We start from the raw sequence: 26,198 nt of genomic DNA, 5'->3' as shown, positions 1-26,198 counted from the left end.
GCTCCATCCCAATAAGCCCTTGCCGCCTGACGCAAGTTTTATCCATTATAGTACACTTACGCTCTTCTGTCAAATATCATCAATGGAAACGGGGTGTCCCATGACAAAGAAAAAATTTTTCCTACAGGGCGCTGTGCTTACAGCGGTCTCACTGTTCCTTCGGGTCACCAATATGGGCTACCGCTCCTACCTCTCCCAAAAGATCGGCTCCCAGGGCATGGGATTGTACCAGCTGATTTTCTCCATCTTTATGCTGACGGTTACCCTCTCCACCTCCGGCATCAGCCTGGCGGTGACCCGTATGGTTACCGCGGCCATTGCCGGCCGGCGGCGCCAAAGGGTGCGGTCGCTGGTGGCCAGGTGCTTTGCCTTTTGCTTGACTATCAGCCTGTGCATTGCCCTGTGTCTTTTCTTTTTGGCAGATTTTGCGGCCTCCTTTTTCCTGGGCAACCCCGCCGCGGCCCCCTGTCTGCGCATTTTGGGGCTGGGCCTGCCTTTTATGTCCCTGTGCACCTGTATGAAGGGATACTTTTTGGCAGTAGATGAGTCTGTAAATACCGCTTTTTCCGACGCCCTGGAGCAGATTCTCACCATAGCGGCCACAGTATTTATCTTCTGGCGCTTTGCCCCCCAGGGCATCGAAATGGCCTGCCTGGGGGCTATGGCTGCCTCCACCCTAGGAGAGGCAGCGTCGTTTCTCACCAGCTGGTGCGCCTATCGAAAGAGCCTGGGCCGGAACACCCCCGCCCGTCGGGAGAAGAGCCCCGGGGTGCTGCGGGGGCTGGCTCATATCGCCCTGCCCTGTACCTTGAGCTCCGCTGCCAAAAGTATGCTGAACACTGGCGAGAACCTGCTGATTCCCCGAGAGCTCCAGCGGTACGGGCTCAACTATAACAGCGCTCTGTCTCAGTACGGCCTATTACAGGGAATGGCCATGCCCATGCTGTATTTTCCCTCGTCATTCCTCACTTCCTTTGCCTCGCTGCTCATCCCAAAAATTGCCCGGGAGCGGGAGCTAAGCCACCCGAAAGCAGTGGCCTATATCTCCGGAAGAGCGGTACAGGCGGCGCTGGCCTTTGGGATGTTTTTCGCGGCGTTGTTTATGGCTTTTGGGGGCAGCTGGGGTCGGGCCTTTTACCGCAGCGAAAGCGCCGGGGCCTACCTGCGGGTGCTGGCCCCGCTGGTGCCCCTGACCTACCTGGACGTGGTAGTTGACAGCCTTTTGAAGGGTCTGGATGAGCAATTTAACTCCATGAAATACAATTTTGCGGATTCTCTCATCCGGGTGGTCCTGGTACTGTGCCTGCTGCGTTTCTTTGGCATGGAAAGCTATGTGTATATCCTGTTTTTCAGCACCATTTTTAACGCGGCCCTTAGCCTGCACCGGCTGATGAAAGTCAGCCACCTGCATATCTCGGTCAGTAGGCACGTTATCCTTCCACTGTTGTGGGCGGTATGTGGGGCCTGGGCGGCCTCACCGGCGGCGGGGTGGGGCCTGCCGCCCTTTGGAGAGGTGTTCCTGCAAACCGCCATTGCGGCGGCAGTGTTTGCCGGCGGGTATTTTGGCTCGGAGAAGTTGATGGGGGCGCAAGAAAAAGTTTCGGCAAAATCATAAAAAATAGTTGCAAATAATACGGGTTTATGGTAGACTTTCGTCAGGCAGAAGGTTTTTCCTGCCAGTCTGTGGATTCAACTCCAACAAATTTGAAGGTACAAGGAGAAGCAACATGAGCCATACTTATCGTTTTCAAGATTCGTCCCTATCCCCCCGCCAGCGTGCGCAGGAGCTGGTGGCCCTGCTGACCCGGGAGGAAAAAACAGGCATGTTTACCAACAGCCTGGATGAGGTGCCCCGGCTGGGCATTAGCGCCACCCACTTTGGTGTGGAGATTGCCCGGGGCCTGGTGCAGCGCAATAACTGCCGGGAGTCCACCATTTTGCCCCAGCCCTGGGGCATGGCAGCCATGTTCGATCCGGCGCTGATGGAGCAGCTGGGAGATATGGCCGGCGACGAGGTCCGTGTTAGCAGCCAGATGGACCCGCCCAGCTCTTTGGCTCTGTTTGGCCCCACAGTGGATATGGAGCGCGACCCCCGGTGGGGACGTAATGAGGAGGCCTACGGCGAGGACCCCTGCCTGACGGGCAAGCTGACCGCTGCCTATACCAAGGGCTTGGCTGGGGACGACCCCTATTACCTTAAATGCGCGCCTTTGCTCAAGCATTTCTACGCCAATAACTATGAGAATGAGCGCAAGACGACCAATGCAAACATTACCCCCCGGCTGAAGAGGGAGTATTATCTAAAAGCTTTCGAGCCCGCCGTCCGTCAGGGCGGGGCCGTGGGCTTGATGACCGCCTACAACCGCATTAACGGTGTGGAGGGCGTGAACAACCCGGACGTGAGCCGCATCTGCAAACAAGAGTGGGGCATGGACTTTGCCCTTAGTGATGGCGGCGACTTTGGCCAGAACGTGGCCGACCACCGTACCTACCCGGATCATGCCCGGTCTATTGCCGACATCCTGGGCGTGGGGGCGGACATGATGCTGGACAGCCGGGAGATGGTGGACCCCGCGGTGCGGGAGGCCCTGGACAAGGGGTATCTCACCGAGGCCATGATGGACAAGGCCCTGGTGGATATGTTCACCATCCGCTTTATGGTGGGAGACTTTGACCAAAACCATCCCTACGCCCATATGGATCAGTCCCTGCTGGCCAGCAAGAAACATAAGAGCCTGGCGGTAAAGGCGGCAGAGGAATCTATGATTCTTTTAGAGAACAACGGCCTGCTGCCCCTAAAGGACGATGGCAAGTGCACCGTGGCGGTGGTGGGGCCCCTTTCTAACGAGAACTACACCTGCTGGTACTGCGGCTACGCCGAACATCAGACCCCTGTGGTAGAGGGCCTGCGGCAGAAGCTGGGAGAGAGCCGGGTGCTGTTTGATGAGGGTTTGGACCATATTGTATTAAAGTCTGTCAAGACCGGCAAGTACCTGCGCCAGGAGAAGGACGGCTCTCTGGTAGCGGACGCGGACACCGCCGCCCAGGCAGAGGTTTTTGAGCGCAATGACTGGGACTACGGCTCCTGGACCCTGCGCTCCTTGAAAACCAGTAAATACGCTACCGAGGGCCAGGGCTTTAAGGACCAGCGCAGCGCGGAAATACCCGAGAAGATGGAGCTGGACCCGGCCATCAACTGCGTGGCGGACCAGGCCTTTGGCTGGTTTGTGATGGAGCTGTTTACCGCCGAGACAGAGGACGGCATCCTGCGCCTAAAGACCTGGCAGGGCCGCAATGTGGCAGTGGACAAGGATGGCAGGGTAGCCGCCGTGGTGGCCAAGGGCAATGAAACCGCTGTGCAGTTTACGGTGGAGGTGGTTTCTTCTGGGGCCCAGCGTGCCGCCAAGCTGGCGGCGCAGGCGGACTACGCCCTAGTCTGCGCCGGCAACCATCCGCTGGTCAACGCCCGGGAGGAGTACGACCGCCCGGACATCAACCTGCCCGCCAGCCAGGGCGGCCTGCTGGACGCGGTATGGGAAGTAAACAAGAACACCGTTCTTTATATGATTACCGGTTACCCCTTCGCCATTGTGAAAGAGCGCAAGCAGGCTGGGGCTGTGCTGTGCAGCAGCCACCTGGGGCCCTGCCTGGGCCATGTGGCGGCGTCCACTTTGTTTGGGGAGAACGTGCCTGCCGGGCGCACCCCCACTACTTGGTACCGCTCGGTGCGGGACCTGCCCGCCCTGGATGACTACGACATCATGAAGAACAAAACCACTTATCTCTACTTTGACGGCCAGCCTCTGTATCCCTTTGGCTATGGCTTAAGCTATACAGACTTTGGCTATACGGAAGCCAAGACAGACAAGAAAACGTACCGGCAGGGAGAAACCGTCACAGTTAGCCTGGAGATTCAGAACGTGGGCGAGTACGACGGCGATGAGGTGGTGCAGCTGTACGTAACGCCGCCGGATTCACTGTACACCCGGCCCCGGAAGATGCTGAAGGACTTCGCCCGGGTACGGGTGCCCAAGGGCCAAAAGGCCCAGGTGGCGCTGCGCTTCCCGGTGGAGGACCTAGCGTTCTGGGACCCCTCGCAAGAGCGCTATGTGGTAGAGTCTGGGACCTATGGGCTAATGGTAGGCGCCTCCTCGGAAGATACCCGCTGGGGCGGTTCCATTGAGATAGAGGGGGAAAAGGTTCTGCCTAAGGACGGCCGCAAGCCCCTGAACGCCCTGGATCTGATGGACTACCGGGGAGTGGAATTCCTGACAGATAAGCGGGACTGGCGGGAGTACCTGGAGGCCAAGGACCACAAGAGCTACGCGGTGTACCAGGCAGTGGACCTGACCGGCTGCGACCGCGTGGAGGCTCTGGTGTCCTCCACGGCTGGCAATGTGCGGCTAATGCTGGTGGACAACGCCACAGGGAAAATTCTGGGGAGTGTGTGCGGCCAGGGCACCGGCAGCTTGACGGACTTCGCGCCTCTTTATGGGGACATCCTCTCCACAGAGGGCCCGGTGGACCTGCGGGTATGCTTTGTAGGCCAGGCGTCCTTAAAGTCCCTGCGGTTCTTTAAAAAATGAGCTTTTCCGGCTGTTCAAAAGAAGCGTTCTAGACTTTGATAAAAGGGGATTCTCTGTGAAAAGACGGTTTATCTTCGTCTTAGCCGCTTTGCTGATTCTTTCCGGCTGCGGCACAGACGTAGTCTATTACCAGGGCCAGGCCTATGACAAGGCGGAACTGTCCCAGGAGACTATTGAGTGGCTGGAGTGGTTTAACGCCATGCCCGAGGAGGACCAGAACAAGATTAGCTATATGCCGCCGGAGCTATGGGCGGGCGTATATGATGCGCAGACAGAGGATGCGCCCGGGCCGGAAGAGTAAGCGTTCAGTTTATATGAAAAAGGCCGCCGCCAGTGAGGAATTTCTGGCTGGCGGCCTTTTCGCGCCCGGGAGGACGGCAGTTAACAAACAATTTACAAATTGCGGTATTGACTTTTTCTGACCATCGTGGTACATTATAGATACAGTTTAGCACTCAACCCAAAAGAGTGCTAAACTAAGAGCCACGGAAAGGAGCCGTGCATATGGAGTTGACCCTGCGGAAGGACAGGATCTTGGCCTCGGTAGTTACCAGCTTCATCAAAAGCGGCGAGCCAATAGGCAGCAAGGCGATTGCACAAGAGATTGGCGTTTCCTCTGCCACGGTACGCAACGAAATGGCCAGCTTAACAGAGCTGGGTCTTTTGGAACAGCCCCACACCTCGGCAGGGCGGGTGCCTTCTCAACGAGGGTACCGGGAGTTTGTGGACCGGCTGATGGTGGTCCCGGTGTTGGAACCAGCACAGGCGCGGCAGATTGGCGCGGCGCTGGCCCCGGGTCTATATGATCCCGAGCAGCTTCTGCTGCGGGCTGTGCAGGCGGCGGCAGGCATTAGCCGGTGTGCGGCGGCAGTGACTACTCCGGGCGGGTCCCAGGCCCGAGTAAAGGCCATACAGCTGGTACAAACCAGCCGGCGGACGGCCATGCTATTGATGATGAGCTCCGCGGGCACCATGAAGAGCAGGATATTTCACTGTGATTATGACCTGACCAATGAGATTTTGCGGGTGTTCTTTCGGGTGCTTAATGAGAATGTGGCGGGAAAAGCGGTTTGTGAGATAACCCCTGCCTTTTTGCAAAGCCTGGGGGCCTCGTTGGGAAGCATGTACGCCCTGGTGGGCGCACCGCTGCGGGCTTTGCTGGAGGCCGCGAACGATACAGCCCACACAGAGACCATACTGGGGGGGCAGATGAATTTACTCCTATATCCAGAACTGGGGATGATGGGAGCCCGGCAGATGATCGGCTTTTTGGAGCGCCGGGAGGAGCTGGCGGATTTATTGCGCCAGAAGCCAGGCCGAGTGACTGCGCTAATTGGCAAAGAATGCGGCCGCCCGGAACTGGAGGGTTTTTCCATGCTGGTGGCCCGTTACCGGGTGGATGGACAGGACGCGGGGGCGGTTGCCGTGGTAGGGCCTATGCGGATGGATTACCCCCGGCTAACGGCAGTGCTGGACCACCTGACCCATGAAATCAGTATCCAGCTGACCCAGTTGGCAAGAGAAGAGTAACGACTGGAGGCCACAGAGAATGATGAAAAATATTCCGAAAGGAGTCTAGTATAATGAAAGACAAGAAAGTTCCGGAAGAAAAGGAAAAGCAACAGCCGGAAATAGAGTCTCCACCGGAGCAGCCCCAGGAGGTTTCGGACCAAGAGGCAGAGCTGGAAAAGCTGCGGGCAGAGTTTGAAGACCATAAACAGCGGCACCTGCGGGTGCTGGCGGAGTATGACAACTTTCGCAAACGCACCGCCGCCGAAAAAAGCGCCATCTATCATAACGCCGTTTCCGACACGGTTCAGGCCATTCTTCCCATTGCGGATAATATTGAGCGGGCCCTGGGCCAGGAGAACGCCTCGGCGGAGGATATGCGCAAGGGCGTGGAGATGATCGAGGCGCAGATTGAAGCCGTGTTTGAGAAGCTGGGCATTACCCCAGTGGGGGAGGTAGGAGAGGCCTTTGACCCCAACCTGCATAACGCGGTGGCCCACGTGGAGGACGAGAACCTGGGAGAGAACGTGATCTCGGCAGTGCTGCAAAAGGGCTATACGCTGGGAGACCGGGTGGTCCGCCACGCTATGGTGCAGGTGGCCAACTGAGAGGAGGCGGGCCCCATGGGATTGAGCTTTGCGGAAATGCAGGAAATGTATAGTGGCATTGTCAAGCGGTTTTACAAAATAGAAGGGCAGCCTTGGCAGGCGCAGGGGGCCATGATCGAACTCGCCAAACAGGTGGGGGAATTGGCCAAGCAGGTGATGCTGAAAGAGAACTATTATGCCTGGACCGGCGATGAAAAGGAAGTTAAGGAACGCTTGGGTAATGAAATGGCCGACGTGATCGCCCAGGTGATGCGTTTGGCGGAATATTATCAGATTGATTTGGAACAGGCTTTTATAGAAGCAAGAGAGGACGAAGAAAACTATCTACGTTCCCGCAATGTCTAAAAGATTTAAAGAATCATTGTCTTTATAAACACAGTATCTTAATTTTAAAGCTAAGAGAGGTAATCTATCATGGCAAAAACGATTGGTATCGATTTGGGCACTACAAACTCCTGTGTGGCGGTCATAGAGGGCGGCGAGCCGGTAGTTATCGCCAACGCCGAGGGCGCCCGCACCACCCCTTCTGTGGTGGCGTTCAGTAAGACCGGCGAACGCATGGTGGGCCAGGTGGCCAAGCGCCAGGCTATCACCAACCCCGAGCGCACCGTCTCTTCGATCAAGCGGGAGATGGGCACTGCCCACAAGGTAAGTATTGACGACAAAAGCTACACCCCCCAGGAGATCAGCGCCATGATCTTGCAAAAGCTGAAGGCCGACGCCGAGGCCTACCTGGGCGAGACTGTTACCAGCGCGGTAATCACCGTGCCCGCCTACTTTACCGACGCCCAGCGCCAGGCTACCAAAGATGCGGGCAAGATCGCCGGCCTAGAGGTGAAACGTATTATCAACGAGCCTACGGCCGCTGCTCTTTCCTACGGCGTGGACAAAGACAACGACCAGAAGGTGATGGTCTACGACCTGGGCGGCGGCACCTTTGACGTATCTATTATTGAGATGGGCGACGGCGTGCAGGAGGTGCTGGCCACCGCGGGGAACAACCGCCTGGGCGGCGATGACTTTGACCAACGAATCATTGACCATATTGTGAGCACTTTTAAGACGGAGCAGGGCGTGGATATTTCTGGCGACAAGATGGCCATGCAGCGCATTAAGGAGGCCGCCGAGAAGGCCAAGATTGAGCTGTCCGGCGTGACCACCGCAGCCATCAACCTGCCCTTTATCACCGCCGATGCCTCCGGCCCCAAGCACCTGGACATGACCCTCTCCAGGGCCAAGTTCAACGAACTCACCGCCGACCTGGTGGAAAAGACCATGGGCCCCGTGCGCCAGGCTCTGTCAGACAGCGGACTTTCTATTAATGAGATCAGCAAGGTGCTGCTGGTGGGCGGCTCCTCCCGTATCCCTGCCGTGCAGGAGGCGGTGAAGGGCTTTATCGGTAAAGATCCCTTTAAGGGCATTAACCCCGACGAGTGCGTGGCCATTGGCGCGGCCATTCAGGCCGGTGTGCTGGGCGGCGAGGTCCAGGGGCTGCTGCTGCTGGACGTGACCCCCCTGAGTCTGGGCGTAGAGACCATGGGCGGCGTGATGACCAAGATTATTGACCGGAACACCACCATTCCTACTAAGAAGAGCCAGATTTTCTCCACCGCCGCCGACGGCCAGACCCAGGTAGAGGTCAATGTGCTACAGGGCGAGCGGGAGTTTGCCCGGGACAACAAGCAGCTGGGCCTGTTTAAGCTGGACGGCATTGCCCCCGCGCCCCGGGGCATCCCTCAGATCGAGGTTACCTTTGACATTGATGCAAACGGCATTGTAAACGTTTCCGCCAAAGACCTGGGCACCGGCAAGGAGCAGCACATCACCATTAGCTCCAGCTCCAATATGAGCAAAGAGGACATCGACCGGGCCGTAAAGGCCGCCGAGCAGTTCGCCGAGGAGGACAAGAAGCGTAGGGAAGAGGTAGACACCAAGAACAATGCTGAAAACCTGTGCTACTCTGCTGAAAAGCTGGTCTCCGACAGCGGCGACAAGTTGCAGGAGGCTGACAAAAACGAGGTCAACGTAAAGGTGGCCGCCCTGCGGGATAAGCTGCAAAATGGCACTGTCGAAGAGATTAAGACCGGTATGGACGACCTGCAAAAGGCCGTGTACGCGGTCAGTGAAAAGCTGTACCAGCAGGCCGCGCCCCAGGGCAACTCCGGCGGCCCCCAGGGCCCCACGGACCCCGGCGCGGGCGCTCCCGGCGGCGACGGCAACGTATACGACGCCGACTTTAAAGACGTAGAGTAATAAGAAACGGGAGCACGCAAAAATATCGAGCACTAAGGTGAAAATTTCCACCAAGGGTGGCGAAGTAAAAGTTTTTGAAGGTTCTTAGGAAACTTTTTACAAAAAGTTTCCTAAGCCGCCGGAGGCAGTCTAGCGCACAGCAACAATATGGGCATTTTCACAGAAAATGCCCATCTGTGCTGTAAAGCACATAATGGGAGTTGATTTGATGGCAGATAAAAGAGATTACTACGAGGTGCTGGGCGTACAGAAGTCCGCCTCTGACGACGAGATCAAAAAAGCCTACCGCAAGCTTGCCAAGCAGTACCACCCGGACCTGAACCCCGGCGATAAAGACGCGGAGGCAAAGTTCAAGGAGGTCAACGAGGCCTACGAGGTCCTCTCTGACAGCGGCAAGCGGGGCCGGTACGACCAGTTCGGCCACGCGGGGGTGGACCCAAACTTTGGCGGCGGGGCCGGGGGCGGCAACCCCTTCCAGGGGGCGGGCTTCGACATCAACGATATTTTCGACAGCTTCTTTGGGGGCTTTGGCGGGGGCACCCGCCGGGCCAACCCCAACGCCCCCCGGCAGGGCGGGGACGTGCAGGCCAATGTGGCCATCAGCTTTGAAGAGGCCGCGAAGGGCTGCAAGAAAAATGTGGACTACCAGCAGATCGAGACCTGCGGCGACTGCCACGGCACCGGCGCGGCCCCGGGCACCAGCCCCAGAACCTGTGAACACTGCCACGGCACCGGCCAGGTGCGGGTGAGCCAGCGCACGCCCTTTGGGGTGGTGCAGTCCACCCAGACCTGCGACCGCTGCCGGGGGGCGGGGAAGATTGTGGACACCCCCTGCAAGACCTGCGACGGCAAGGGCCGGGTGCGCCGCCGGAAAACCATTGAGGTCACCATACCAGCGGGCATTGACGACGAGCAGATTCTTAATGTAAGCGGCAAGGGCAACGCCGGGACCAACGGCGGCCCCAACGGCGACCTGCACGTGTACGTCTCGGTGCGGCCCCACCCCATCTTCCAGCGCAGGGGCAACGACGTGTGGTGCGACATGCCCATCACCTTTACCCAGGCGGCCCTGGGCGCGGATGTGGAGGTTCCCACCCTGGACGGCAAAGTGAGCTATCATGTCCACGAGGGAACTCAGCCTGGGGATGTGTTTCGGCTGAAGGGCAAGGGCATTCAGAGCCTGCACAGCCGGATGCGGGGCGACCAGTATGTACAAGTGACGGTGGAGGTACCCAAGAACCTGAACAAGCGCCAGAAGGAAATTTTGGCCGAGCTGGACAACAATACCGACGAGAAAAACTATCAGAAGCGCAAGAGCTTTTTTGGTAAGCTAAAGGATATGTTTGGCGACTAAGGCATACAGGCCCGCCTCTCTCAGAAAACTGAGGGGGCGGGCTTGTTCTATTTTCCCCGGCTGGACCATACACATAAACCAACAGGAAAAGAAAGGTCGGTGCAAAAATGCGGGAGCTAGGTTTCGACCGGGTGGCGGCGCGGCTGCCACTGCATGGGGAAAGGCTGCTGGCCCTAAACCAGTCGCTTAAGGCCCAGGCCAGCGATATTCGCTTTAAAAGTGGACAACCGGTGGCGGTTTGTGGCCGGGAAGGCGTGTTTTTTCTCAAAGAGTCTGGCGGAACGGCCCGGGGACTGGTCCCAGGGCTGGTGCGGATCAGCCCGGAAGAGATGCGCCAGCTGTTTATTGGCATCTGCGGCCACTCGGTGTTTAGCCACGAGGAGGAGATTCGCCAGGGCTATGTGGATATGGGCGGCGGCTGCCGGGCAGGGGTGTGCGGTACGACGGTGGTGGAAAACGGGCAGGTGCGGGGAATGCGGGATGTAACCTCCCTGGTGTTCCGCATTCCTCGGGACGCCCCAGGCTGTGGGGACAGGCTCTTTTTGGAGGGCGTGGACCCTCTGGAAGGCGTGCTGATTGTGGGCGAGCCTGCCAGCGGAAAGACCACCCTGCTTCGAGATCTGGCACGGTCTATGTCCCTGGGGCGCTTTGGCCCCAGCCGGCGGGTGGCGGTGCTGGACAACCGTGGGGAGCTGAGCTTTGGAGAGACCGGGATGGACTCGGCAGGATTTGATTTGGGGCCTTGCGCGGACGTGCTGTTAGGCTGCCCAAAAACGCAAGCCTTCCATATGGCCATTCGCACCCTGTCCCCAGAGATTATTGTCTGCGACGAGCTAGCCCCAGAGGACCTAGACGCGGTGCATGGAGCGGTGTTTGCCGGGGTGGGGCTTGTTGCCACAGTGCATGGAAACCGGGAAAGGGCCCACAGTCGCCCTCTTTGCCGCCAGCTGCTGGAGACCGGCGCCTTTGGCACATTGGTCACTCTAAGCGGAAGGGGGGACCCGGGAAAGCTGTGTTCCATTGAACGAGTGCGGCCTTTTAAGAAAGGCGGAGAGGGATCATGAAGCTTTTAGGCGCTTTATTGCTGATGGCCAGCGGTTTGGCCTGTGGACTGGGCCGTGCCTGGGAACTGAAAAGCCGGGTATCTGCCCTGGCGGAGCTAAAGCGGTTTATACAGCAAACCCGGACCGAGGTTTTGTACGCTGCCCGGCCTTTGGGGCAGGTGTTGGCCCTGGACGAGAGCCGGTTTGGCCAAGAGGCCCGGCGGCAGGCGGTCTTTGACCGAGATCCTCTAGAGGCTTTAAAACAAGCGGGACAAGATATTTTAGCCAGCGAAAAGGACAGGAATTTGTTTAACCAGTTTGCGGAGGGGTTGGGGGCTAGCGGGGTCCAAGGGCAACAGGAGCACTTTCAGCTGTATGGAGCTCTGCTAGAAGAACAGCTGGCCCAAGCCCAGGGGGAGTACCGGGAAAAATACCGGTTATACACCGCGCTGGGGCTGTTTGCGGGAGTGGCGGTGTGTATTGTGGTAATATAGAAGCGGTTCTGTGTGACGATTGCTCCGGCAGGAAAGGAAGTTGACAAAACAGTGGATGTAGATCTGATTTTTAAAATCGCCGCCATTGGTATCATAGTGGCTGTGCTGAATCAGCTGCTTATTCGTTCGGGCCGGGAGGAACAGGCTATGATGACTACTTTAGCCGGACTCATTGTAGTATTAATGATGCTGATTCAAGAGATCAACGCCCTGTTTCAGGCCGTGAAGTCTATTTTTCAGCTATGAGTGCCGGGGCGTTGGTGGGCATTGCCGTGTGCGCGCTGTGCGCCTCGGTGTTTGGAGCCCTGGTGAAGCGGAGCAACCGGGAGTATGCCCTGCTGCTGACTGCCGCCGCGGCGGTGCTGATGATTCTCAATGTACTAGAAAAAGCGGGACCTTTGGCAGAGCAAATTGCGTCCCTCACCGGATCGGGCCAGCTGCAAGGGGAGTGTTTAGGGGTAATGCTAAAGGCGGTGGGCCTTACAGTGACAGGGCAACTGGCGGCCAGGATGTGCAAGGACGCGGGAGAGTCCGCTCTGGCCTATGGGGTGGAGCTGGCTACAAAAGTGGCTGTGCTGGCAGCCAGCATGCCGGTGCTGGCCCAGCTGTTCCAGTATCTGGGGGAAATTATTAGCCTATGAAAATAAAACGAAGAATTATGCGCCTGGGGGTAGGGGTTTTTATTCTGCTCACCGTGTTTTCACTGCCCCTCGGAGCCCTGGCTTATGAGGGATGCTCTCAGGAGGAGCTTCTTCGGGCCAGCGGAGCGGGGGAAGTTTACCGCCAACTGGATCAAGAGGCAAAAGACCTGCTGGAAAGGGCTGGAGCCGGAGAGGGAATAGCTGGCGGCGGGTTGGACTTACCAGAGGCGTTCCAAGCGGTATCCCGGATGCTGCGGGACAAGCTTAGCGCCCCCCTAAAGGCTTTGGCCGCGCTGCTGGGGATCTGTGTGCTTAGCCGGCTGGCCGGATGTTTTGATGAGGAGGGGGCGGCGGGCATTGTGCAGCTAATTGGGGCAGCGGCCTGCGGGGTTGTCATGGCAGGGCCGGTGCTGGGGATTATTTCCGGGTGCCAAGCAGTGGCAAAGGCGGCCGCTGGCTTTTTAACGGCAGCGGTACCGGTATATGCGGGCCTATTGGCTGCCTCGGGAAACCCCATTACAGGGAGCGGATATAGTCTGCTGGCCATGGGCGCCGGGGGAGCCATCCCGGTGGTTATTTGCGGGTTTTTGCTCCCCCTGGTGCAGGTGTACTTAGGGGTGTCGGTGGCCACGGCGGTGTCTGGGGCAAAACTGAACAAGCTGGCGGGGTGGGTATACAGCCTAGGAAAATGGGTGCTGGCCATGGCGGTGACGCTGTTTACAGGAATCCTGTCAGTGCAAACGGCAGTGAACAGCCAAGCGGACGCCGCTACGGCCAAGGCCGCTAAACTGGCGCTGTCTACTGGGGTGCCCATTGTGGGTGGAGCTCTAGGGGACGCTTTGGGGGCCATCCAAAACAGTGTGCACATGGTGAAATCAGGGGTGGGGGCCTTTGGGGTGCTGGCTGCGGTGTGCATTTTTCTGCCAGCCATTCTAGAGTGCGTCCTCTGGTCAGGGGTATGTGCGGCGGGTCAGGCAGCGGGAGAGCTTTTTGACGTTGGAAAGGCCGGTGGACTGATGAACGCCTTTGCAGGAACAGTGAAAATGGTCCTGGGGATATTAGCCAGCCTGTGGGCCGTGTGCGCAGTCAGTGCGGCGGCGGTGGTATTCGCGGGAGGATAGAAGGAGGAGTGTCCATGGAAGAACTGCTGGAACATACTGGAATTGTCTGCGCGGTGATTTTAGGGGTGGAACTCATTGCCCAGCTCTGCCCCAAAAATAAGATGCTGGGCTTTACCCAGGCGCTGGTGGTACTGGTTCTGTTGGTCAGCGCACTGGCTCAGGTATTTTCTTTGCGCTGGGAGGCTTCTTTTGGAGAGCTGCAAGGGAATTGGGAAAACCAGGAGCTTCAGAACTATGTAAACGGCCAGTACACAGCCGCCGCACAGGAAGAGGCCGAAAGATATTTACAGGGGCTGCTGGGGGCGGCGGGGATGCAGGCGAAAAAAATCCTGGTGGAGGTAGATATTGACGGGGATTCCCGCATAGTATTAACAAAGACGCAGGCTTGGTTCCAGTTCGAGAGCGAGGCCCAGCGGGCCAGGGCACTGCTGCAAAACGCCCTGGGGCCCGATGTCTTGATAGAGGTAACAACGGATGGAGCTTAGAAAATGGATAGACCGTCTAAAAGACGCTGTTGCGGGAAAAAAATTGGTCAGTCTGGCCGTGCTGCTGGGGATGGGGGGGATACTGCTGATCTATTTATCCACCCTGGGTTTCTCCAAGGAGACGGATAGCGGGCCAGAGCGCTCCACAGAGGAACAGGCTGTGGAGGACTGCCAAAAGCGCCTGGAAGAGGACCTGACCCGGGTGGTAAGGGCCATAACAGGAGAGGAAGCACCGGAGGTGATGATAACTCTGAAAAATAGCGGACGCTGGGTCTATGCGGCAGACAGCCGGCAGAACGGCGAGGAAACCGAGAGCACCCACGTGATTCTGGAAGACGCCCAGGGGGCGCAAAGCGGGCTGCGGCTGGCGGATATACAGCCAGAGATTAAAGGGGTGGTGATCGTGAGCAGAAGTGCCGCCGACCCAATGGTGCAGGAAAGGCTCATCAACGCGGCCCGCACAGCTCTGGGGGTTTCGGCTTCCCGTGTCTGCGTGGTGAGTAGCGGCGGATAAGCACAACAAAAAACAATCATAAAGGTGGGTTAATCATGATGAAAAAACTTGGTAGAAAACAGCTGGTACTGGCCTCGTTGGTACTGGCGCTGGGGGCCGCGGTGTATTTAAACTGGCAGTTCACAGGGACAAATAAGCTTCCTGTAGGAGAGGGGACCACCAGCAGCCAGCTGGGGGCCGCGCAGCTGGTGAACAATGCTTATGTGGAGACGGTTTCGGATGACCTACAGGGCTCTACCCAAGCCAATGCCCCGGCCACTGGCAGCTCTTTGGCGGAAGCCAGAATGAACCGGCAGAACTCTCGAGACGAGGCCATGGAACTGCTGGACGGCGTGCTGGAAGATGTGGACGCGGACAGCGACGCAAAAAAAGTGGCGGTAGAGCAGGCCTCGGCCATGGCCCAGAATATACTGAAGGAGACCAATGTGGAAAACCTGCTGAAAGCCAAGGGCTATGAGGAATGCGTGGCCTACATAGTGGACGGCCAGTGCAGCGTGGTGGTCTCTGGCGATATGGGAGACAGCGACATGCTGGTAGTGCAGGAGGTGGTTATGGAGCAGACAGGGCTTTCGGCAGAGAAAATCAAGATTGTGCCAGCGCCAAAGGAAGAGAGCCAGTCGAATCATGAATGAAGATTAGGGATTGTTTGAAAATAGGGGGGATGACAAATTTTTTGTCCAGAACGGTGAATTTCAAGGAGAAAATCGCAGGCTACTTGTACAGCAAGGATTTTCCATGCGGAAAGTGGCCTCTTCTGAAGAAAAGGACGGCGTTTCCGACTTTTTAAACGAGCCAAAGAAAGCGAAAAGGCCGCGTCTAACAATTTGCGGCGGAGTCGGGCGCTTGAAACCCATTATTTTCAGGGGCTCAAACGCGTTTAAAAGGGATCGTCGATAGAACCCATTGGGCGGCAGGTGAAAATTCTTACGAATTTTTTTACTTGGCCAAATGTCAAGACTAAATTACAAAAAAGTTCAATAAATTTTCCCTACTTGTGAAAAGCGGGGGTTCCGGCGCGTTTGGAACCCCCGCTTTTGTGCAAAAAGGCAACAAGAAACCAAACCGGGCGTTTTTTCGCTTCCGGCTCCGCTCCCTTTCTGTTCAATTATTCATGGGCTATGTTATGTACCGCTCGAAAAGCATTTGCGGCGTTGCCCAGCCCAATATCCGCCGGGGATAGTTCGCCAGCCACTCTTCAACTTCTGCAACCTCCGCCGCGGTCACTTCATCAAAGCTTGTTCCCTTTGGAAAGAAACGCCGGATAATGCGGTTCATGTTCTCATTGCTCCCCCTTTCGTATGCAGAATACGGGTGGCAATAATAAATCTTTGTGCGGGGCTTCCGCACCCGCTTTGACCTCTCCATTCCGGCGCAATCCTGAAATTCGCTTCCGTTGTCAACCGTTATTGACCTGAACACTTGCCGGAACCCCGCGCCCATCCTCCGCTCTATACGGTCAAGCCCCCGCACGATGCTTTCCATCGTGTGATCGGGAACGCGAAAAATCACGGGGTAACGGGTCAACCGCTCTGTCAGCACCACCAGCGCGGCCTTGCTTCCCTTACAACCTATAATGCTATCCATTTCCCAATTCCCGAAAGTTTCGCGGTCTGCTACTTCCTGTGGGCGTTCCTCTATGGTGTCCCCCTTTGCGGGCCGCGCCCGTTTCTGCCTGTCCCTGTCCTCTGGCTTTCTGTGGTCCCCCTTATACAAAAGGTGTTCCGCCGTAACATTCAAGAAAATGTCGCCCCGATAAATCCAGTTATAAAGGGTCGTTTCGCAAATATGGGTGTCGAACTCCATTCCGTCAATCGCAATTTGCGCCAAAGCCGCGCCGGGGGACCTCTTCTTTTCAATAATCTGTTCTTCGATATACTCCGCAAAAGCAAAGTCTTTCCCCAGCTTTATGTCCGGCCCCTTTGCCCGCAAATGCTCTTGATACTTTCGTTCCGCAACGTCCGCGCAATAGCGCGACACGGGTTCCAGTTCGCTTGTAAGCTGTTCGCACATTCCCCGCGCAATTTCATTGTATACGGTTTTCAGGCAAACGCCCAAAGCTTCCGCAATTTTCGGTTTCGGCGTTTTTATCTTTAGCATACGTTCAAGGGAAAGCCGATCTTCCCACTTCAAATGTTGATTCCCCTTATAGTTCATATTCTTTATTTCCTCCATAAGCAAAGGCGGCGGGCGTAATGCCCGCCGCCTTTTTACGTTTCAACCGCCTTGCCCGTTGAACTGGGTGTATATATCCGCTATATCCTTCATCGAATCCACACGGGAAAAATCCTGCCCGGCGCAAGTAGCTTTGTAAATGGACCAATAAAGCGCGGTTCGCGTCCTCAATGGTTGTGTTTCAATAATTCTTCGTACCCGCTCGAACGCATTGTTTTCCATGACTGTTTGAAGGCGCGTCCGCTCTTCGTCTAATTTTGCCACGTCCTTAACTGCTTCCGCAAAAGCGGGGTGAAAGAACACTTTGCATTCATTCATGATCTTTTCCCTCAATTCCCGCCGCCGCGTCAAGCGTTGTTTCTATCCATTCATTCAGCGACTTTCCAGCAGCCTTTGCCGCGGCAATGTAAAGTTCCTTTTTCCCTTTTTTGACCGCCGGATAAAGTCGATCATAGGTTTTTTCATAATATCTTCGCTTCGCGTCTGTTGCGGCTTTTCCGCGCGGTGTTTCGTATTTTCCGGGCATTTGCTCCACCTCCGTTTTTGTTTTCCATTATACCACGCTTTCTATACTAACGCAAGTATAAATATTGTACATACTAACGTTAGTATATTTGTGCAAAATTCCATCTTGCTATTATACTAACGTTAGTATATAATAAAAGACAGAAAGAGGGAAACATAAGCCGCCCACCTGCCGGGGCGTTAAGAATACGGCGGGGGCCAACCTTACGGGCCGACACGAAAAGGGGGCCGACACGGTAAAAAAGTAACTAAAACATTTCGTTTCATATATGGAGGTAATCAAAATGAAAAAATTTGAAATCGGTAAGGAATACTTTGACACAAGCGCGTGTGACCATAACTGCATATTCACAATTAAAATTGTGAATCGCACTGAAAAAACCGTTACATTCGAGCGGGACGGCGAAACCCGCCGTACAAAGCTTTTCAGCGACGAACGCGGCGAATATGTTATTCCTGATCGTTATTCTATGGCCCCCGTTTTCCGCGCTGAATATGAAGTTCAGCAGAAAGAGGAACCCGCCGCCCCCGCGCCCGTTGCAGGGGACGCGGCCCCCTCTAAAATCGTGACGATCTCCCAGCCCGCCGACGACGGCGCAGTTATTGTCATGCTGGGTCAGCGCGTCGAATGCGTGTGCGGGGCTTGCTATCCCGTTCAGGGCGGAACGGTCGTCGGATTCTGCGACGAACCCGCCGGACGCTTCACCCGCGGCGGCGTTTTCGCCTTGATTCGCTGGGACGAACGCCCCGGCAAGCCCGAACGGGTCCGCCTTTCCGATATTCACCGCCGGGGCTGGCGTTCTGCGGGCGGCTCCCCCCTGGGCGTGTTCGTCTGCTGATACTTAACACAAAAGCCCGCCGGGTTCCATTCCCGGCGGGCTTTTAATCTTCCTGTTCTGTCAGCCATTCCATAGACACGCCCAGCACCTTTGCAAGCACAGTCAATTCGTAGTCGGTAACAAAGCGGGTCCCGATCTCAATTCGGCTTACGCTGTCCCGCTCCATTGTTACCCCTGCAATCTGCAAGCGGGCGGCAAGTTCGGCTTGCGTTATGTTCCGACGGGCGCGGGCTTCTTTTATCCGCTGTCCGCAAAGGTTCTTTCGGCCTTTGTATTCGTAAATCTTCAATGCGGCTTCCCTCCTATGTGTTAAAGTTCCGCTTTATTCTTTACTTTAACACGTGGCAAGTGTATAATTGTGTTAAAGGTCAGAACGACGTTGAAACAGACGGTTCCACCTTTGAAAAAATAAGCAAGCCGCCTAACCTTTCGGGCGGCGGAATGGAGGATTCCAAAATGAAAAGGGTTCTTTCTCTTATCCTTGCGGCGGGGCTTGCGCTGTCCCTCTCCGCGTGCGGCGACGTGCTGGTTGATCTCGACACGCCGAAATCAAGCGAACTTTCCGCGCAATATGATTTCTACCCGGATTCGATGAACACAATTCGGGCAGATATGCAGATCACGCCGGAACAGGCCGACGACGTTTTCATTGCTCTTGTGTCCTGCGGCCTTGACGGTAAGATCAGCACGGTTTCCGAAACCGACGGCGTTTACAAGGTTCGCTGGGGGACAAATACCCTTGAAGTTATGATGAACGACGACGGCACGATTTCCGAAATCAGCGACGGCAAAGACGTTCTTTATCCTGAATACAAACAATATAACTTCTTGCTTGACTGTGACGTGAAAACTTCCGATGTGAAAAGCGGTTCCGGCGACGTGATCGGGCAACGGGCTTTTGTCAGCGTCCTAAAGTCCCAGCTTGCAGAACTTACGGCGGAAAATTTCGCCGAATTTGCCGAAACCGTCGTAAAAGATAGCGGGTACAACTATTTCACGATTAAGTGTGACGACGGAACAGGGATTGTCTTTGACGGCTCCGACGTAACGATTCCCGTTTATGGAACCCTCGACGACGACGGGCGCGTTACTGATACCGCCGGATTTATCACGCGCGGCGTGGACGGCTCTTACACATACGAACAGGCCGACTAAATACCGCCCGCCAACATAAAAAGCCCGCCGGGGCAAAATCCCGGCGGGCTTTCATGTTGTCCGAACCTGTCCGAATCGGACGGTTATTTTTCGTTCATGGGAACTATCGTCCCCGGCTCTGCTTTCAATTCTGTGTCGATTGCTTCCACTTCCAGCGGGGAAGCAGTAACGACAATTTCGGTCGTCGGTTCAATATACGCCGCTATGTTCTCATTGTTGCCCCACGCCTTTTTCGCTTCCTCCAGCGCGGTTTCGATCATGCTTTCAATGTCCTTTTCGCTGAAAAGCAGTTTTAGAACGGCGGGAATCCGCTGGTAAATCCAGTCGGACACGGCGGCAAGCTTCAACTTTCCTGTTCCGCCACCGAACTGCTTTTCTGCCTGTGTAACAAGGCTAAAAAGAACCTTGTTCAGCACCTTTGTTTCGCCGCGCTTGACAAGTACGACGATCAGGGCAAGGAACGCAAGGATAACCAGCACGCTGTCCCAATTTGCGAACAGAAATTGAATAATATTCATTGTTGTTTCCCCTTTCTTTAGCCGACGACGGAACAGGCGGATTCAGGAACCCAGCCCAGCCCGTCAATATGTACGCCGCATTTGCGGCCCGGATAATAATATTTGACCGTGTACGTGCCGTTCACGTTCATTCCCTGCCCGTTTCCGTTGCTGTCCCTATACAGGGGGCCGGAATACTTCGCCCGCGCACCGACGCGCATTTTCGGGGCCGTGGCGGTCCCTGCGGACGCCCGGCCCTGAATGTCTGCAAGGTCAACCCAGCCGTAAACCGTGGACCCGCCGCCGCTCTGCGCGATAAGGTGAACCGGGTGTTTCGTCCCCGGTGCAAGCTGTGTGACCTTTGCCGTTCCCGGCTTGCACGCGGGGCCGCTGTTTGCGTTTGCGCTTGCATAATGCACCGCGCCCGTAAAACGCACCACGTCGCCCACAACGGGCATTCCCGCGCCCTGTGTATCATTTGACCCCGTAGACGTTGCGGGCGGCTCTGCGGGCCGCGTGGCGGTTCCTGCGGGAGCTTTGACCGTAACCGCCGAAAAATCAGGCAATCCGAACCCGCGAATATACCGCCCATTGACGGCAAGGCTTCTATACCCCACCGCGTTGCTCATGTTGCCCTCAATCACTTTGATTGTGGACCCTGTGACAGATACCACGATTCCGACGTGATCGGGCGCGGCTGTATTGTCGGTTGCCGCATAGTTCGGGCCGTCGTTCCAGTCGTAAAAAACCACGTCGCCGGGGGCCGGAACGTATGCGTCGTTTTCCTGCCAGCGTCCCAGCTTTTGGTATAGTTCAATCATTTTTCCGCAACCGACTTCCTTTGGCATGACCGCCAATGCGCCGCCCCGAATGCTTACAACGGACACAAAGCACGCGCACCACGCGTCGGTGTACTTCATGGGGTAGCCGCGGGCCAGCGGCTTGTCCGCATTGTAAATGTCGATTATCTTCTTGTGGCTCCCGTCGCTCTCTTTGCACCCGAAAAAGCTTTCAGCGATTGCAACAATGTTCGCCCGGTTCTGCTTCTCTTTTGCTGTCATAGTTCCTTGCCCTTTCTCCGCTCCCGCGGCGTACTTGTTATAGTAGGTCTGTCCGTACCCAGCGCGGCGTTCCTGCGCCGCTGTGCTTTGATCTGCGGGCCGCTCGAATTTCAGCAAAACCGCGTCGGACGCGGCCCGAACCGAACCCGTCGTTTTCAGGACGGACAGAACCGCCGCATAACCCGTGTTCAGTTCATGAAGCAAAAATTCAAGCTGTGTTTCAAGATCGCCCACCGACGCGCCCCGCGCTTTGACGAACTCTAAAAGGGCCTTTTTTCGGCTCCAATAGGTCCATTGTGCAAGGCCGTACCCAGCGGAATCGTTCACGAAATTTCCGTATGCGCCGGAATCTACCGCCGCCGTGTACGTTTCGTCTGTGAATCCCAGCTTCTTTTCATAGCTGTTTTGAATGTTCGTCGGCTTCAAGCCGCTTTCGGCGTACAGATTCCCCATAAGGCCCGCGGCTCCCGCCGGGGTCATGCCCTTTCCGATCAGGAAATTATAAATCTGTTCTTCCGCCGTTTTTCCTCTCAATGCCATTTGTAAAACCTCCGTTTATGGCTGAATGTTGTTCAGGTCAACGGGCAACCCCTCTGTTTCAGTCGGGTTCGCCTTTTTGATCTTCACGACGTTTTCCGCCTTTGCTTTCCACGAATAGAAACCGATAACCGTTGCCGTAGGGGTTCCCACGTATGCAAGAAAAACCCCTAATTGCGAAAGGTCAACCAGCACCGCCCAAAAGCCCAGCCCGAATCCCGCAAAATAAGTCAAAAGAACCGCCGAAAGAACAAGCTTTGAAAACTCAATCTTTCGGGCGGTTCCTTTTTCCTCTTTGACGGTCTGTGCGGCTCTGCTTCGCGCGTGTCGGCGTTTCCTATACTGCCGCCGCTCAATCAGCGCAAGGGCGGCAATGCCGCCGATCAGTCCGGCGGCGACGGCGAATACATATCCCATGCCGCACCGCCTTTCACAAGAAATCATGTTTTATCAACCGTTCATCGTACACGCGTTTAATGTGTGCAACGGCGTGTGTCGCGCGGTTGTTTTCATAGTCCGGGTGAGTGTCGCAATACTTTTCGTAAAAGTCGATTTCCGCCAGAATTTCTATAAAATCTTCCCTTGTGTGCGGAATATCCCGCAATAACTCATTGTTGAATTGCAGGATTTTTGATCTGTGCAAATCTGCATTTCGCGCGTCGTCTGTTTTGATGTGTTCATCAAGGGTTTTTCGCGTTTCGTCCAGCTTTGAAAGTACGTCTTTGTTTATTGCACGTCCTATCGCCCGTGCAATAGCCGTCCACGGGTTAATCTTGATAGGGGCAATCTGAATCAGCGTAACAAGAACAAGGAAAACCCCGCCCCCGCTGGTCAACAACTGTGCAATCGTCACGTCCTCTACCTCCTGAAAATGAAATCTTTGTAAACGCTTTTCAGCGAATACGGGGCAATGTCGGGCGGCTTCTCTGCTTTCCCATATACGGCGCATTCATAGGCCCATATAAGCCACCGCGCCGTGTCCTCCGCCCAAATCGCAAGGGGCATAATCAGGAACCACAAAAGGCCGAACGCGGGGCAAATCTGCCCCAGCACGTTGCCGGGCTGATTGCTATAATCCCAAATACCCAGCCCCAGCCAAAGGTTCAGAATGCACCCGCTTGCAAACTCGACGGCAAGGACGATCAACGCCCCGATCATTGCTTGCACAATGACCGGGGCGCGGTAAAAACCGGGCCGTTGATTGATTGCCCCCACAAGGACCCCGCAAAGCCCGCCGACAATCAGCATTGCGGGGTGGGAACGTCCCCGAAAGAGAATTTCAAGGGCAACATACACGGCCCCCAGCGCGGCCCATATCGTCAAAACACGTTTCATGCCGTACCACCTCCCGCGGCGGCGATAATTGCCGCCATGCTTGCCGCAAGGTCTTTCGGAAGTTCCGCCCCGTAGATAATCGCGGGCAGTTCTTCCAGATCGGCCCGCGCAATCCACGCGTTCAGGTGATTGCAGTATGTCCGATGGTAGAACACGTGGGCCGTTGCCGCCTGTGCAAGCGCGGTAAACTCTTCCGCCGGGTACATACGGCAAAGTTCCCCGTCTGCGTGATAGGGAACCGCCGCCGCGCCCTCTTTGACCGTCTGCGCCTGTGCCATCAATTCTGTTTGGTCGTGTTCGGTCAGGCTATACCGTGACCCGTCAACTTCAATCCCCGCATAGATCGCGGCGGAACAGGCCGCGCCGATCTCTTGCTTTTTCACCGCGCGAACCTGTGCAACGTCGTTCCAGTCGGCGGGGGGCTGAATCCCCATCCGCTCCAGCCGCATATTGCGAATACTGTCTTGCTTGTGTTGTACGCTCATTCAAAATTCCCCCCTGCCGAAACAATGTAGCAATCGCCCGTTGCCCCGTTTCTCTTGACCTTGATTCGGAGATTGAACCCCCATTTCGCCGCCGTCTTTGTGGTATTGCTCAAAAAGAACTTGTTTCCACTTGTAACGGCCTGTGTCACGTCCTCCCACGTGGGCGACGCGTCAAAGGCATTGTTGCAGGCTTCAACGGTAAAGGTTGCCCCTGTCGGAATCTGCCGCGTAACGCTCATGATTGCCTTTGTAACTGCGTCGTCGGAAGAAAGCGGGGTTGCCAGCGTCATTTCGATTTCGGTTTCGTTCTTTGTGAACGTAAAGGTTCGGGTGGCTGTTCCGCCGACGTTATCCGCGGCGGCGATTGTCAGGGTATGGGACCCGTTGGCAAGCTTCACCCATTCCGCCGCCGTGACGCTGAACGAATAGTTCTGCCCGCTGGTCGCGGTATAGGTCCGCTTCACCGTGTTGTCGATCTTTTCCGTGACGGTCAGGGTTTGCCCGCTGTCCGGGTCTGTGACTGTGTAAGCCTGATTGAACGCCCCGGTTTTCGTGCCAAGATCGCCGTTGTTCCCGCTGATTGTGGGCGGCGTGTTGTTTATGACGGTTCGGGTCGGGCTGGTGCTGTATGCTGATTCTGCGCCCGCGCTGTCGTAGGCTTTAACCCTGTATGCGACGCTTTCCCAGCCCTGCGTGATCGTGTCGGTATAGGTTTTATTGATACCTTTGTAAAGCTGCTTCCACGCGCCGCCGTTGTTCTGCCGCTCCAAAATGTACCCGGACAAATTGCCGTCCGCGTCCGTGGAAGTCCCCCACGTTACGGTCAGGGTTTGCCCGCCGCGAACCGTCGTCGGAACCGTCAGGCTGGGCGGCGTGCTGGGGGCGCGATTCCAAATGATTGTATATGCGCCGTCAGAATCCGGGGAATCAGATACCAAGATTGAAGATAACAAATTACAAAGCGGGCGAACGCCCCTGTTGCCGTAGTACGCGTGGCTCCAGTTCATCGCGCCGGAGAAAGTGACGCTGCGGACGTCGTACGAGTCGGACGCGTAAGCGTCGCAAAGCCAGTAGTACCAAAACGAATTTGTGTTGAAACTGCTGTTTGTGTACTCACTTTTCGACACACATTCCGCCGTGGGTTTCGCCCGTCTGGAAGCGTCGTCCGTGAACAGGGCCAGCTTGCTCCCGCATACAACGTCGCCCGTCAAGCCGACTTCCGTTGACGACGCGAAAAAGATTTTGTCTGTGCAAGTTTCGGTTCCGCCGCCGTCTACCGACGCTTTGCCGACGGTATGCGTCGTAGTAAGCAAGGCGGCGACAAAGCTTGCCGAGAACCCCGCAAGAAAGCCCGCTTCCCCGTCGTATTCGTTGTAGTTGCTCCATACATTAGCGTTCGACGGGGGCGCGTCTGCGCTGTGCTGTGCGGCGTACCATTTGCCCGCCGCCGCTTGACTGTTCAACCACCGCCGGATATTTGAGTAAATCCAGCGGTTATTGCCGTAAGATCGGCGGTTGCTGTCGCTGTTGCCTGATTCGATAGCGTCAAAGCATTTCAGCGAAATAATGCGTTCTGTAATCAGCGTCACGGAATTTGCAGGATAACCCGCGTGACCCTTGTCGGCAATCTTCCAGACAATGGGCTTGCCATTGTAAAGCGTTCCCGTGTCCTTTACCAATGTACCGACGGCAAGAGAACTTAAAGCTTTTGCCATTATGTGACACACTCCTTTTCTGAAAGTTTTTCTTCAAATAGGGTTTTATACAGTTGGTCCATTTCGCGGATAAGGTGATAGCAATTCCCCTTTTCCGCGTGGCTCCGCCAGCTTCCGTAGGATTGTTTAATCTCCCGCATGGTGATTTTTCCGCGGTCCAGCAAAGCCCGCTGTTTCTTTAGCTTCCGTTGTTCATTGCTCTTGCTTGCCCTCCTTACTTTCCGAATCACTTTGCCGCTGTCGGTCAGGTATGAATGAAACCCTAAAAAGTCAATACCGTTCCGCAAAGGAAAGATGTTCGTTTTGTTGTTCAAGGTCAGCCCCAGCCGGGCAACATACCGTTCTATTTCGCGGCGGCAATACTGCAAGTACGCCTTGTCCTCATGTATCAAGTAAAAGTCGTCCATATACCGCCCATAATAGCGAATACCCAGCTTTTCCTTGATGAAATGATCTAACCCCGAAAGGTACATGACCGCGAACCATTGTGAAGTTTGATTTCCAATCGGAACGCCCGGATTCTCCGTACTGTCAATAATCATATCGACAAGCCATAGAACGCCGGGGCTTTTGACGTACTGCCGTACCATCTGTTTTAACGGTTCATGCTGAATCGAATAGAAATACTTCGATATGTCGCATTTGAGAACCCAGCCGTCGGCGTAATCGGCGGCTTGCGGGGCGGGCCGCGGCAACCCCTCCTCCCGGCCCTCCCGCTCCGCCTTTGCCTTGTGTGAAAAATAATAGGACCGCATGAACTCTTCCAGCCTGTATAGGCCGTCATGCGTCCCGCGCCCGCGCTGTGAAGCGTAGTTGTCCCGAATAAAGGCGCGGGAAAATGCTGGTTCAAGTATGTTATCGCATAGGGAATGCTGAACGACTTTATCTTTGAACGCGTTTGTCATAACGACGCGCTCTTTCGGTTCGTACACCCGAAAAACGAAATAGTCAGACGGTTTATACGTCCTGTTTTTCAGCATTTCCGAAAGTAGGCAAATTGCTTCCAGCAAATTCGCTTCAAACTTTGCGACGCTGGCTTTGCCCCTTTTACCTCTGCGGGCTTTCAGGAACCCTGCATACAGGTTTCCGAAATCATATACCCGCGTAAAATCTGCGTCTGTCATTATAAAAACTCCTTGCCGTGTATAGAATCCGCCTTGCAGGGCGTTTCCCACCCCGTCAATGCTTCATCATCGGACCCCGCCACGCGCCCGCGGCGGGGCGGAAGCTGGTTCCCGTGGGCCTTGCTTCACCAATCTTGTATTTACC

30 protein-coding genes are annotated in these 26,198 nt (G+C 55.8%); 18 read left to right on the top strand and 12 right to left on the bottom strand.

Features of this window, described 5'->3' with window-relative positions; translation table 11 throughout:
• Positions 1-100 precede the first annotated feature (100 nt).
• The 16 genes from U8U68_RS03535 to U8U68_RS03460 all read left to right on the top strand — a co-directional run bounded on the left by U8U68_RS03535 (position 101) and on the right by U8U68_RS03460 (position 15,240).
• Positions 101-1,615: an oligosaccharide flippase family protein gene (locus tag U8U68_RS03535; protein WP_322199463.1), complete on the top strand. Its 1,515-nt coding sequence runs from the start codon at positions 101-103 to the stop codon at positions 1,613-1,615.
• A 112-nt stretch (positions 1,616-1,727) separates the two neighbouring features.
• Complete coding sequence (locus U8U68_RS03530) at positions 1,728-4,586, top strand: glycoside hydrolase family 3 C-terminal domain-containing protein (RefSeq protein ID WP_322199462.1); 2,859 nt, start codon at positions 1,728-1,730, stop codon at positions 4,584-4,586.
• A 55-nt stretch (positions 4,587-4,641) separates the two neighbouring features.
• Positions 4,642-4,887, top strand: a complete 246-nt coding sequence (locus U8U68_RS03525; protein ID WP_322199461.1) for a hypothetical protein — start codon at positions 4,642-4,644, stop codon at positions 4,885-4,887.
• 203 nt (positions 4,888-5,090) lie between these two features.
• On the top strand, positions 5,091-6,116 hold the full coding sequence (gene hrcA / locus U8U68_RS03520; protein ID WP_322199460.1) for a heat-inducible transcriptional repressor HrcA: 1,026 nt from the start codon (positions 5,091-5,093) through the stop codon (positions 6,114-6,116).
• A gap of 53 nt (positions 6,117-6,169) precedes the next feature.
• Complete coding sequence (grpE, locus tag U8U68_RS03515) at positions 6,170-6,703, top strand: nucleotide exchange factor GrpE (protein ID WP_322199459.1); 534 nt, start codon at positions 6,170-6,172, stop codon at positions 6,701-6,703.
• A 15-nt stretch (positions 6,704-6,718) separates the two neighbouring features.
• Positions 6,719-7,048 (top strand): MazG-like family protein, encoded by a 330-nt coding sequence (locus tag U8U68_RS03510; RefSeq protein WP_322199458.1) that lies wholly within the window; start codon positions 6,719-6,721, stop codon positions 7,046-7,048.
• A gap of 69 nt (positions 7,049-7,117) precedes the next feature.
• A complete protein-coding gene (dnaK, locus tag U8U68_RS03505; RefSeq protein WP_322199457.1) occupies positions 7,118-8,956 on the top strand; it encodes a molecular chaperone DnaK in 1,839 nt (612 codons plus the stop codon).
• A gap of 208 nt (positions 8,957-9,164) precedes the next feature.
• A complete protein-coding gene (dnaJ, locus tag U8U68_RS03500) occupies positions 9,165-10,310 on the top strand; it encodes a molecular chaperone DnaJ (protein WP_322199456.1) in 1,146 nt (381 codons plus the stop codon).
• A gap of 107 nt (positions 10,311-10,417) precedes the next feature.
• Positions 10,418-11,374 carry a stage III sporulation protein AA gene (locus tag U8U68_RS03495; protein ID WP_322199455.1) on the top strand — a complete coding sequence of 319 codons (957 nt, stop codon included), beginning with the start codon at positions 10,418-10,420 and terminating at the stop codon, positions 11,372-11,374.
• Positions 11,371-11,847 carry a stage III sporulation protein AB gene (locus tag U8U68_RS03490; protein WP_322199454.1) on the top strand — a complete coding sequence of 159 codons (477 nt, stop codon included), beginning with the start codon at positions 11,371-11,373 and terminating at the stop codon, positions 11,845-11,847. Before U8U68_RS03495 ends, U8U68_RS03490 begins: the two co-directional genes overlap by 4 nt.
• A gap of 51 nt (positions 11,848-11,898) precedes the next feature.
• Complete coding sequence (gene spoIIIAC, locus U8U68_RS03485) at positions 11,899-12,093, top strand: stage III sporulation protein AC (protein ID WP_322199636.1); 195 nt, start codon at positions 11,899-11,901, stop codon at positions 12,091-12,093.
• The gene (locus U8U68_RS03480) at positions 12,090-12,488 is read left to right on the top strand and encodes a SpoIIIAC/SpoIIIAD family protein (protein ID WP_322199453.1); all 399 of its coding nucleotides are present in this window, start codon (positions 12,090-12,092) and stop codon (positions 12,486-12,488) included. Before spoIIIAC ends, U8U68_RS03480 begins: the two co-directional genes overlap by 4 nt.
• Positions 12,485-13,609, top strand: coding sequence for a stage III sporulation protein AE (locus U8U68_RS03475; protein WP_322199452.1), 1,125 nt, complete (start codon positions 12,485-12,487; stop codon positions 13,607-13,609). Before U8U68_RS03480 ends, U8U68_RS03475 begins: the two co-directional genes overlap by 4 nt.
• A 14-nt stretch (positions 13,610-13,623) precedes the next feature.
• The gene (locus U8U68_RS03470; protein ID WP_322199451.1) at positions 13,624-14,094 is read left to right on the top strand and encodes a hypothetical protein; all 471 of its coding nucleotides are present in this window, start codon (positions 13,624-13,626) and stop codon (positions 14,092-14,094) included.
• A complete protein-coding gene (locus U8U68_RS03465; protein ID WP_322199450.1) occupies positions 14,084-14,608 on the top strand; it encodes a SpoIIIAG-related protein in 525 nt (174 codons plus the stop codon). The genes U8U68_RS03470 and U8U68_RS03465 overlap by 11 nt, the downstream gene beginning before the upstream one ends.
• Positions 14,609-14,643: 35 nt before the next feature.
• Positions 14,644-15,240 carry a SpoIIIAH-like family protein gene (locus tag U8U68_RS03460; RefSeq protein WP_322199449.1) on the top strand — a complete coding sequence of 199 codons (597 nt, stop codon included), beginning with the start codon at positions 14,644-14,646 and terminating at the stop codon, positions 15,238-15,240.
• 484 nt (positions 15,241-15,724) lie between these two features.
• Here the strand turns inward: U8U68_RS03460 and U8U68_RS03455 are convergent, their stop codons facing one another.
• The 3 genes from U8U68_RS03455 to U8U68_RS03445 are packed head-to-tail and all read right to left on the bottom strand — an operon-like array spanning position 15,725 to position 17,306.
• On the bottom strand, positions 15,725-16,762 hold the full coding sequence (locus U8U68_RS03455; RefSeq protein WP_322199448.1) for an IS30 family transposase: 1,038 nt from the start codon (positions 16,760-16,762) through the stop codon (positions 15,725-15,727).
• A gap of 60 nt (positions 16,763-16,822) precedes the next feature.
• Positions 16,823-17,098, bottom strand: a complete 276-nt coding sequence (locus tag U8U68_RS03450; protein WP_304584580.1) for a hypothetical protein — start codon at positions 17,096-17,098, stop codon at positions 16,823-16,825.
• Positions 17,091-17,306, bottom strand: a complete 216-nt coding sequence (locus U8U68_RS03445; RefSeq protein ID WP_304584581.1) for a hypothetical protein — start codon at positions 17,304-17,306, stop codon at positions 17,091-17,093. Before U8U68_RS03445 ends, U8U68_RS03450 begins: the two co-directional genes overlap by 8 nt.
• Positions 17,307-17,589: 283 nt before the next feature.
• On the opposite strand from U8U68_RS03445, the gene U8U68_RS03440 reads away from it, so the two are divergent.
• On the top strand, positions 17,590-18,144 hold the full coding sequence (locus U8U68_RS03440) for a hypothetical protein (protein ID WP_322199447.1): 555 nt from the start codon (positions 17,590-17,592) through the stop codon (positions 18,142-18,144).
• 43 nt (positions 18,145-18,187) lie between these two features.
• Here U8U68_RS03440 and U8U68_RS03435 read toward each other — a convergent pair whose 3' ends face one another.
• Positions 18,188-18,433, bottom strand: coding sequence for a helix-turn-helix domain-containing protein (locus U8U68_RS03435; RefSeq protein WP_160265515.1), 246 nt, complete (start codon positions 18,431-18,433; stop codon positions 18,188-18,190).
• Positions 18,434-18,600: 167 nt separating this feature from the next.
• Between U8U68_RS03435 and U8U68_RS03430 the strand changes: the two genes are divergently transcribed.
• Positions 18,601-19,299 carry an LptM family lipoprotein gene (locus U8U68_RS03430; RefSeq protein WP_304584583.1) on the top strand — a complete coding sequence of 233 codons (699 nt, stop codon included), beginning with the start codon at positions 18,601-18,603 and terminating at the stop codon, positions 19,297-19,299.
• Between the two features lie 83 nt (positions 19,300-19,382).
• Here U8U68_RS03430 and U8U68_RS03425 read toward each other — a convergent pair whose 3' ends face one another.
• From U8U68_RS03425 to U8U68_RS03390, 8 genes are read right to left on the bottom strand one after another with little or no spacing between them, the layout of a single operon-like run.
• Entirely contained in the window at positions 19,383-19,817 is a 435-nt protein-coding gene (locus U8U68_RS03425; RefSeq protein WP_322199446.1) for a hypothetical protein, read from the bottom strand.
• Between the two features lie 17 nt (positions 19,818-19,834).
• Positions 19,835-21,397 (bottom strand): phage tail tip lysozyme, encoded by a 1,563-nt coding sequence (locus U8U68_RS03420; RefSeq protein ID WP_322199445.1) that lies wholly within the window; start codon positions 21,395-21,397, stop codon positions 19,835-19,837.
• Positions 21,398-21,412: 15 nt separating this feature from the next.
• Positions 21,413-21,811: a hypothetical protein gene (locus U8U68_RS03415; protein WP_322199444.1), complete on the bottom strand. Its 399-nt coding sequence runs from the start codon at positions 21,809-21,811 to the stop codon at positions 21,413-21,415.
• A 13-nt stretch (positions 21,812-21,824) separates the two neighbouring features.
• Positions 21,825-22,247 (bottom strand): hypothetical protein, encoded by a 423-nt coding sequence (locus U8U68_RS03410; RefSeq protein ID WP_322199443.1) that lies wholly within the window; start codon positions 22,245-22,247, stop codon positions 21,825-21,827.
• Positions 22,248-22,252: 5 nt separating this feature from the next.
• The gene (locus tag U8U68_RS03405) at positions 22,253-22,729 is read right to left on the bottom strand and encodes a putative ABC transporter permease (protein ID WP_322199442.1); all 477 of its coding nucleotides are present in this window, start codon (positions 22,727-22,729) and stop codon (positions 22,253-22,255) included.
• Entirely contained in the window at positions 22,726-23,214 is a 489-nt protein-coding gene (locus U8U68_RS03400) for a DUF4376 domain-containing protein (protein WP_322199441.1), read from the bottom strand. Before U8U68_RS03400 ends, U8U68_RS03405 begins: the two co-directional genes overlap by 4 nt.
• Complete coding sequence (locus U8U68_RS03395) at positions 23,211-24,929, bottom strand: DUF6273 domain-containing protein (protein ID WP_322199440.1); 1,719 nt, start codon at positions 24,927-24,929, stop codon at positions 23,211-23,213. Before U8U68_RS03395 ends, U8U68_RS03400 begins: the two co-directional genes overlap by 4 nt.
• Complete coding sequence (locus tag U8U68_RS03390) at positions 24,929-26,053, bottom strand: RNA-directed DNA polymerase (protein WP_202612460.1); 1,125 nt, start codon at positions 26,051-26,053, stop codon at positions 24,929-24,931. Before U8U68_RS03390 ends, U8U68_RS03395 begins: the two co-directional genes overlap by 1 nt.
• Positions 26,054-26,198 lie beyond the last annotated feature (145 nt).

Origin of the sequence: Acutalibacter intestini (assembly GCF_034334985.1) — a bacterium.
Taxonomy (GTDB): domain Bacteria; phylum Bacillota; class Clostridia; order Oscillospirales; family Acutalibacteraceae; genus Acutalibacter; species Acutalibacter intestini.
The sequence above is the reverse complement of the archived record's forward strand: the minus strand, read 5'-3'. Positions and strand labels throughout refer to the sequence as shown.

Excerpts from the sequence above, each read along its gene's own strand:
- U8U68_RS03535 (WP_322199463.1), top strand. The coding sequence starts at position 101 with ATGACAAAGAAAAAATTTTTCCTACAGGGCGCTGTGCTTACAGCGGTC.
- U8U68_RS03530 (WP_322199462.1), top strand. The coding sequence starts at position 1,728 with ATGAGCCATACTTATCGTTTTCAAGATTCGTCCCTATCCCCCCGCCAG.
- hrcA (WP_322199460.1), top strand. The coding sequence starts at position 5,091 with ATGGAGTTGACCCTGCGGAAGGACAGGATCTTGGCCTCGGTAGTTACC.
- grpE (WP_322199459.1), top strand. The coding sequence starts at position 6,170 with ATGAAAGACAAGAAAGTTCCGGAAGAAAAGGAAAAGCAACAGCCGGAA.
- U8U68_RS03510 (WP_322199458.1), top strand. The coding sequence starts at position 6,719 with ATGGGATTGAGCTTTGCGGAAATGCAGGAAATGTATAGTGGCATTGTC.
- dnaK (WP_322199457.1), top strand. The coding sequence starts at position 7,118 with ATGGCAAAAACGATTGGTATCGATTTGGGCACTACAAACTCCTGTGTG.
- dnaJ (WP_322199456.1), top strand. The coding sequence starts at position 9,165 with ATGGCAGATAAAAGAGATTACTACGAGGTGCTGGGCGTACAGAAGTCC.
- U8U68_RS03495 (WP_322199455.1), top strand. The coding sequence starts at position 10,418 with ATGCGGGAGCTAGGTTTCGACCGGGTGGCGGCGCGGCTGCCACTGCAT.
- U8U68_RS03490 (WP_322199454.1), top strand. The coding sequence starts at position 11,371 with ATGAAGCTTTTAGGCGCTTTATTGCTGATGGCCAGCGGTTTGGCCTGT.
- U8U68_RS03480 (WP_322199453.1), top strand. The coding sequence starts at position 12,090 with ATGAGTGCCGGGGCGTTGGTGGGCATTGCCGTGTGCGCGCTGTGCGCC.
- U8U68_RS03475 (WP_322199452.1), top strand. The coding sequence starts at position 12,485 with ATGAAAATAAAACGAAGAATTATGCGCCTGGGGGTAGGGGTTTTTATT.
- U8U68_RS03470 (WP_322199451.1), top strand. The coding sequence starts at position 13,624 with ATGGAAGAACTGCTGGAACATACTGGAATTGTCTGCGCGGTGATTTTA.
- U8U68_RS03465 (WP_322199450.1), top strand. The coding sequence starts at position 14,084 with ATGGAGCTTAGAAAATGGATAGACCGTCTAAAAGACGCTGTTGCGGGA.
- U8U68_RS03460 (WP_322199449.1), top strand. The coding sequence starts at position 14,644 with ATGATGAAAAAACTTGGTAGAAAACAGCTGGTACTGGCCTCGTTGGTA.
- U8U68_RS03455 (WP_322199448.1), bottom strand. The coding sequence starts at position 16,762 with ATGAACTATAAGGGGAATCAACATTTGAAGTGGGAAGATCGGCTTTCC.
- U8U68_RS03450 (WP_304584580.1), bottom strand. The coding sequence starts at position 17,098 with ATGAATGAATGCAAAGTGTTCTTTCACCCCGCTTTTGCGGAAGCAGTT.
- U8U68_RS03445 (WP_304584581.1), bottom strand. The coding sequence starts at position 17,306 with ATGCCCGGAAAATACGAAACACCGCGCGGAAAAGCCGCAACAGACGCG.
- U8U68_RS03440 (WP_322199447.1), top strand. The coding sequence starts at position 17,590 with ATGAAAAAATTTGAAATCGGTAAGGAATACTTTGACACAAGCGCGTGT.
- U8U68_RS03430 (WP_304584583.1), top strand. The coding sequence starts at position 18,601 with ATGAAAAGGGTTCTTTCTCTTATCCTTGCGGCGGGGCTTGCGCTGTCC.
- U8U68_RS03425 (WP_322199446.1), bottom strand. The coding sequence starts at position 19,817 with ATGAATATTATTCAATTTCTGTTCGCAAATTGGGACAGCGTGCTGGTT.
- U8U68_RS03420 (WP_322199445.1), bottom strand. The coding sequence starts at position 21,397 with ATGGCATTGAGAGGAAAAACGGCGGAAGAACAGATTTATAATTTCCTG.
- U8U68_RS03415 (WP_322199444.1), bottom strand. The coding sequence starts at position 21,811 with ATGGGATATGTATTCGCCGTCGCCGCCGGACTGATCGGCGGCATTGCC.
- U8U68_RS03405 (WP_322199442.1), bottom strand. The coding sequence starts at position 22,729 with ATGAAACGTGTTTTGACGATATGGGCCGCGCTGGGGGCCGTGTATGTT.
- U8U68_RS03400 (WP_322199441.1), bottom strand. The coding sequence starts at position 23,214 with ATGAGCGTACAACACAAGCAAGACAGTATTCGCAATATGCGGCTGGAG.
- U8U68_RS03395 (WP_322199440.1), bottom strand. The coding sequence starts at position 24,929 with ATGGCAAAAGCTTTAAGTTCTCTTGCCGTCGGTACATTGGTAAAGGAC.
- U8U68_RS03390 (WP_202612460.1), bottom strand. The coding sequence starts at position 26,053 with ATGACAGACGCAGATTTTACGCGGGTATATGATTTCGGAAACCTGTAT.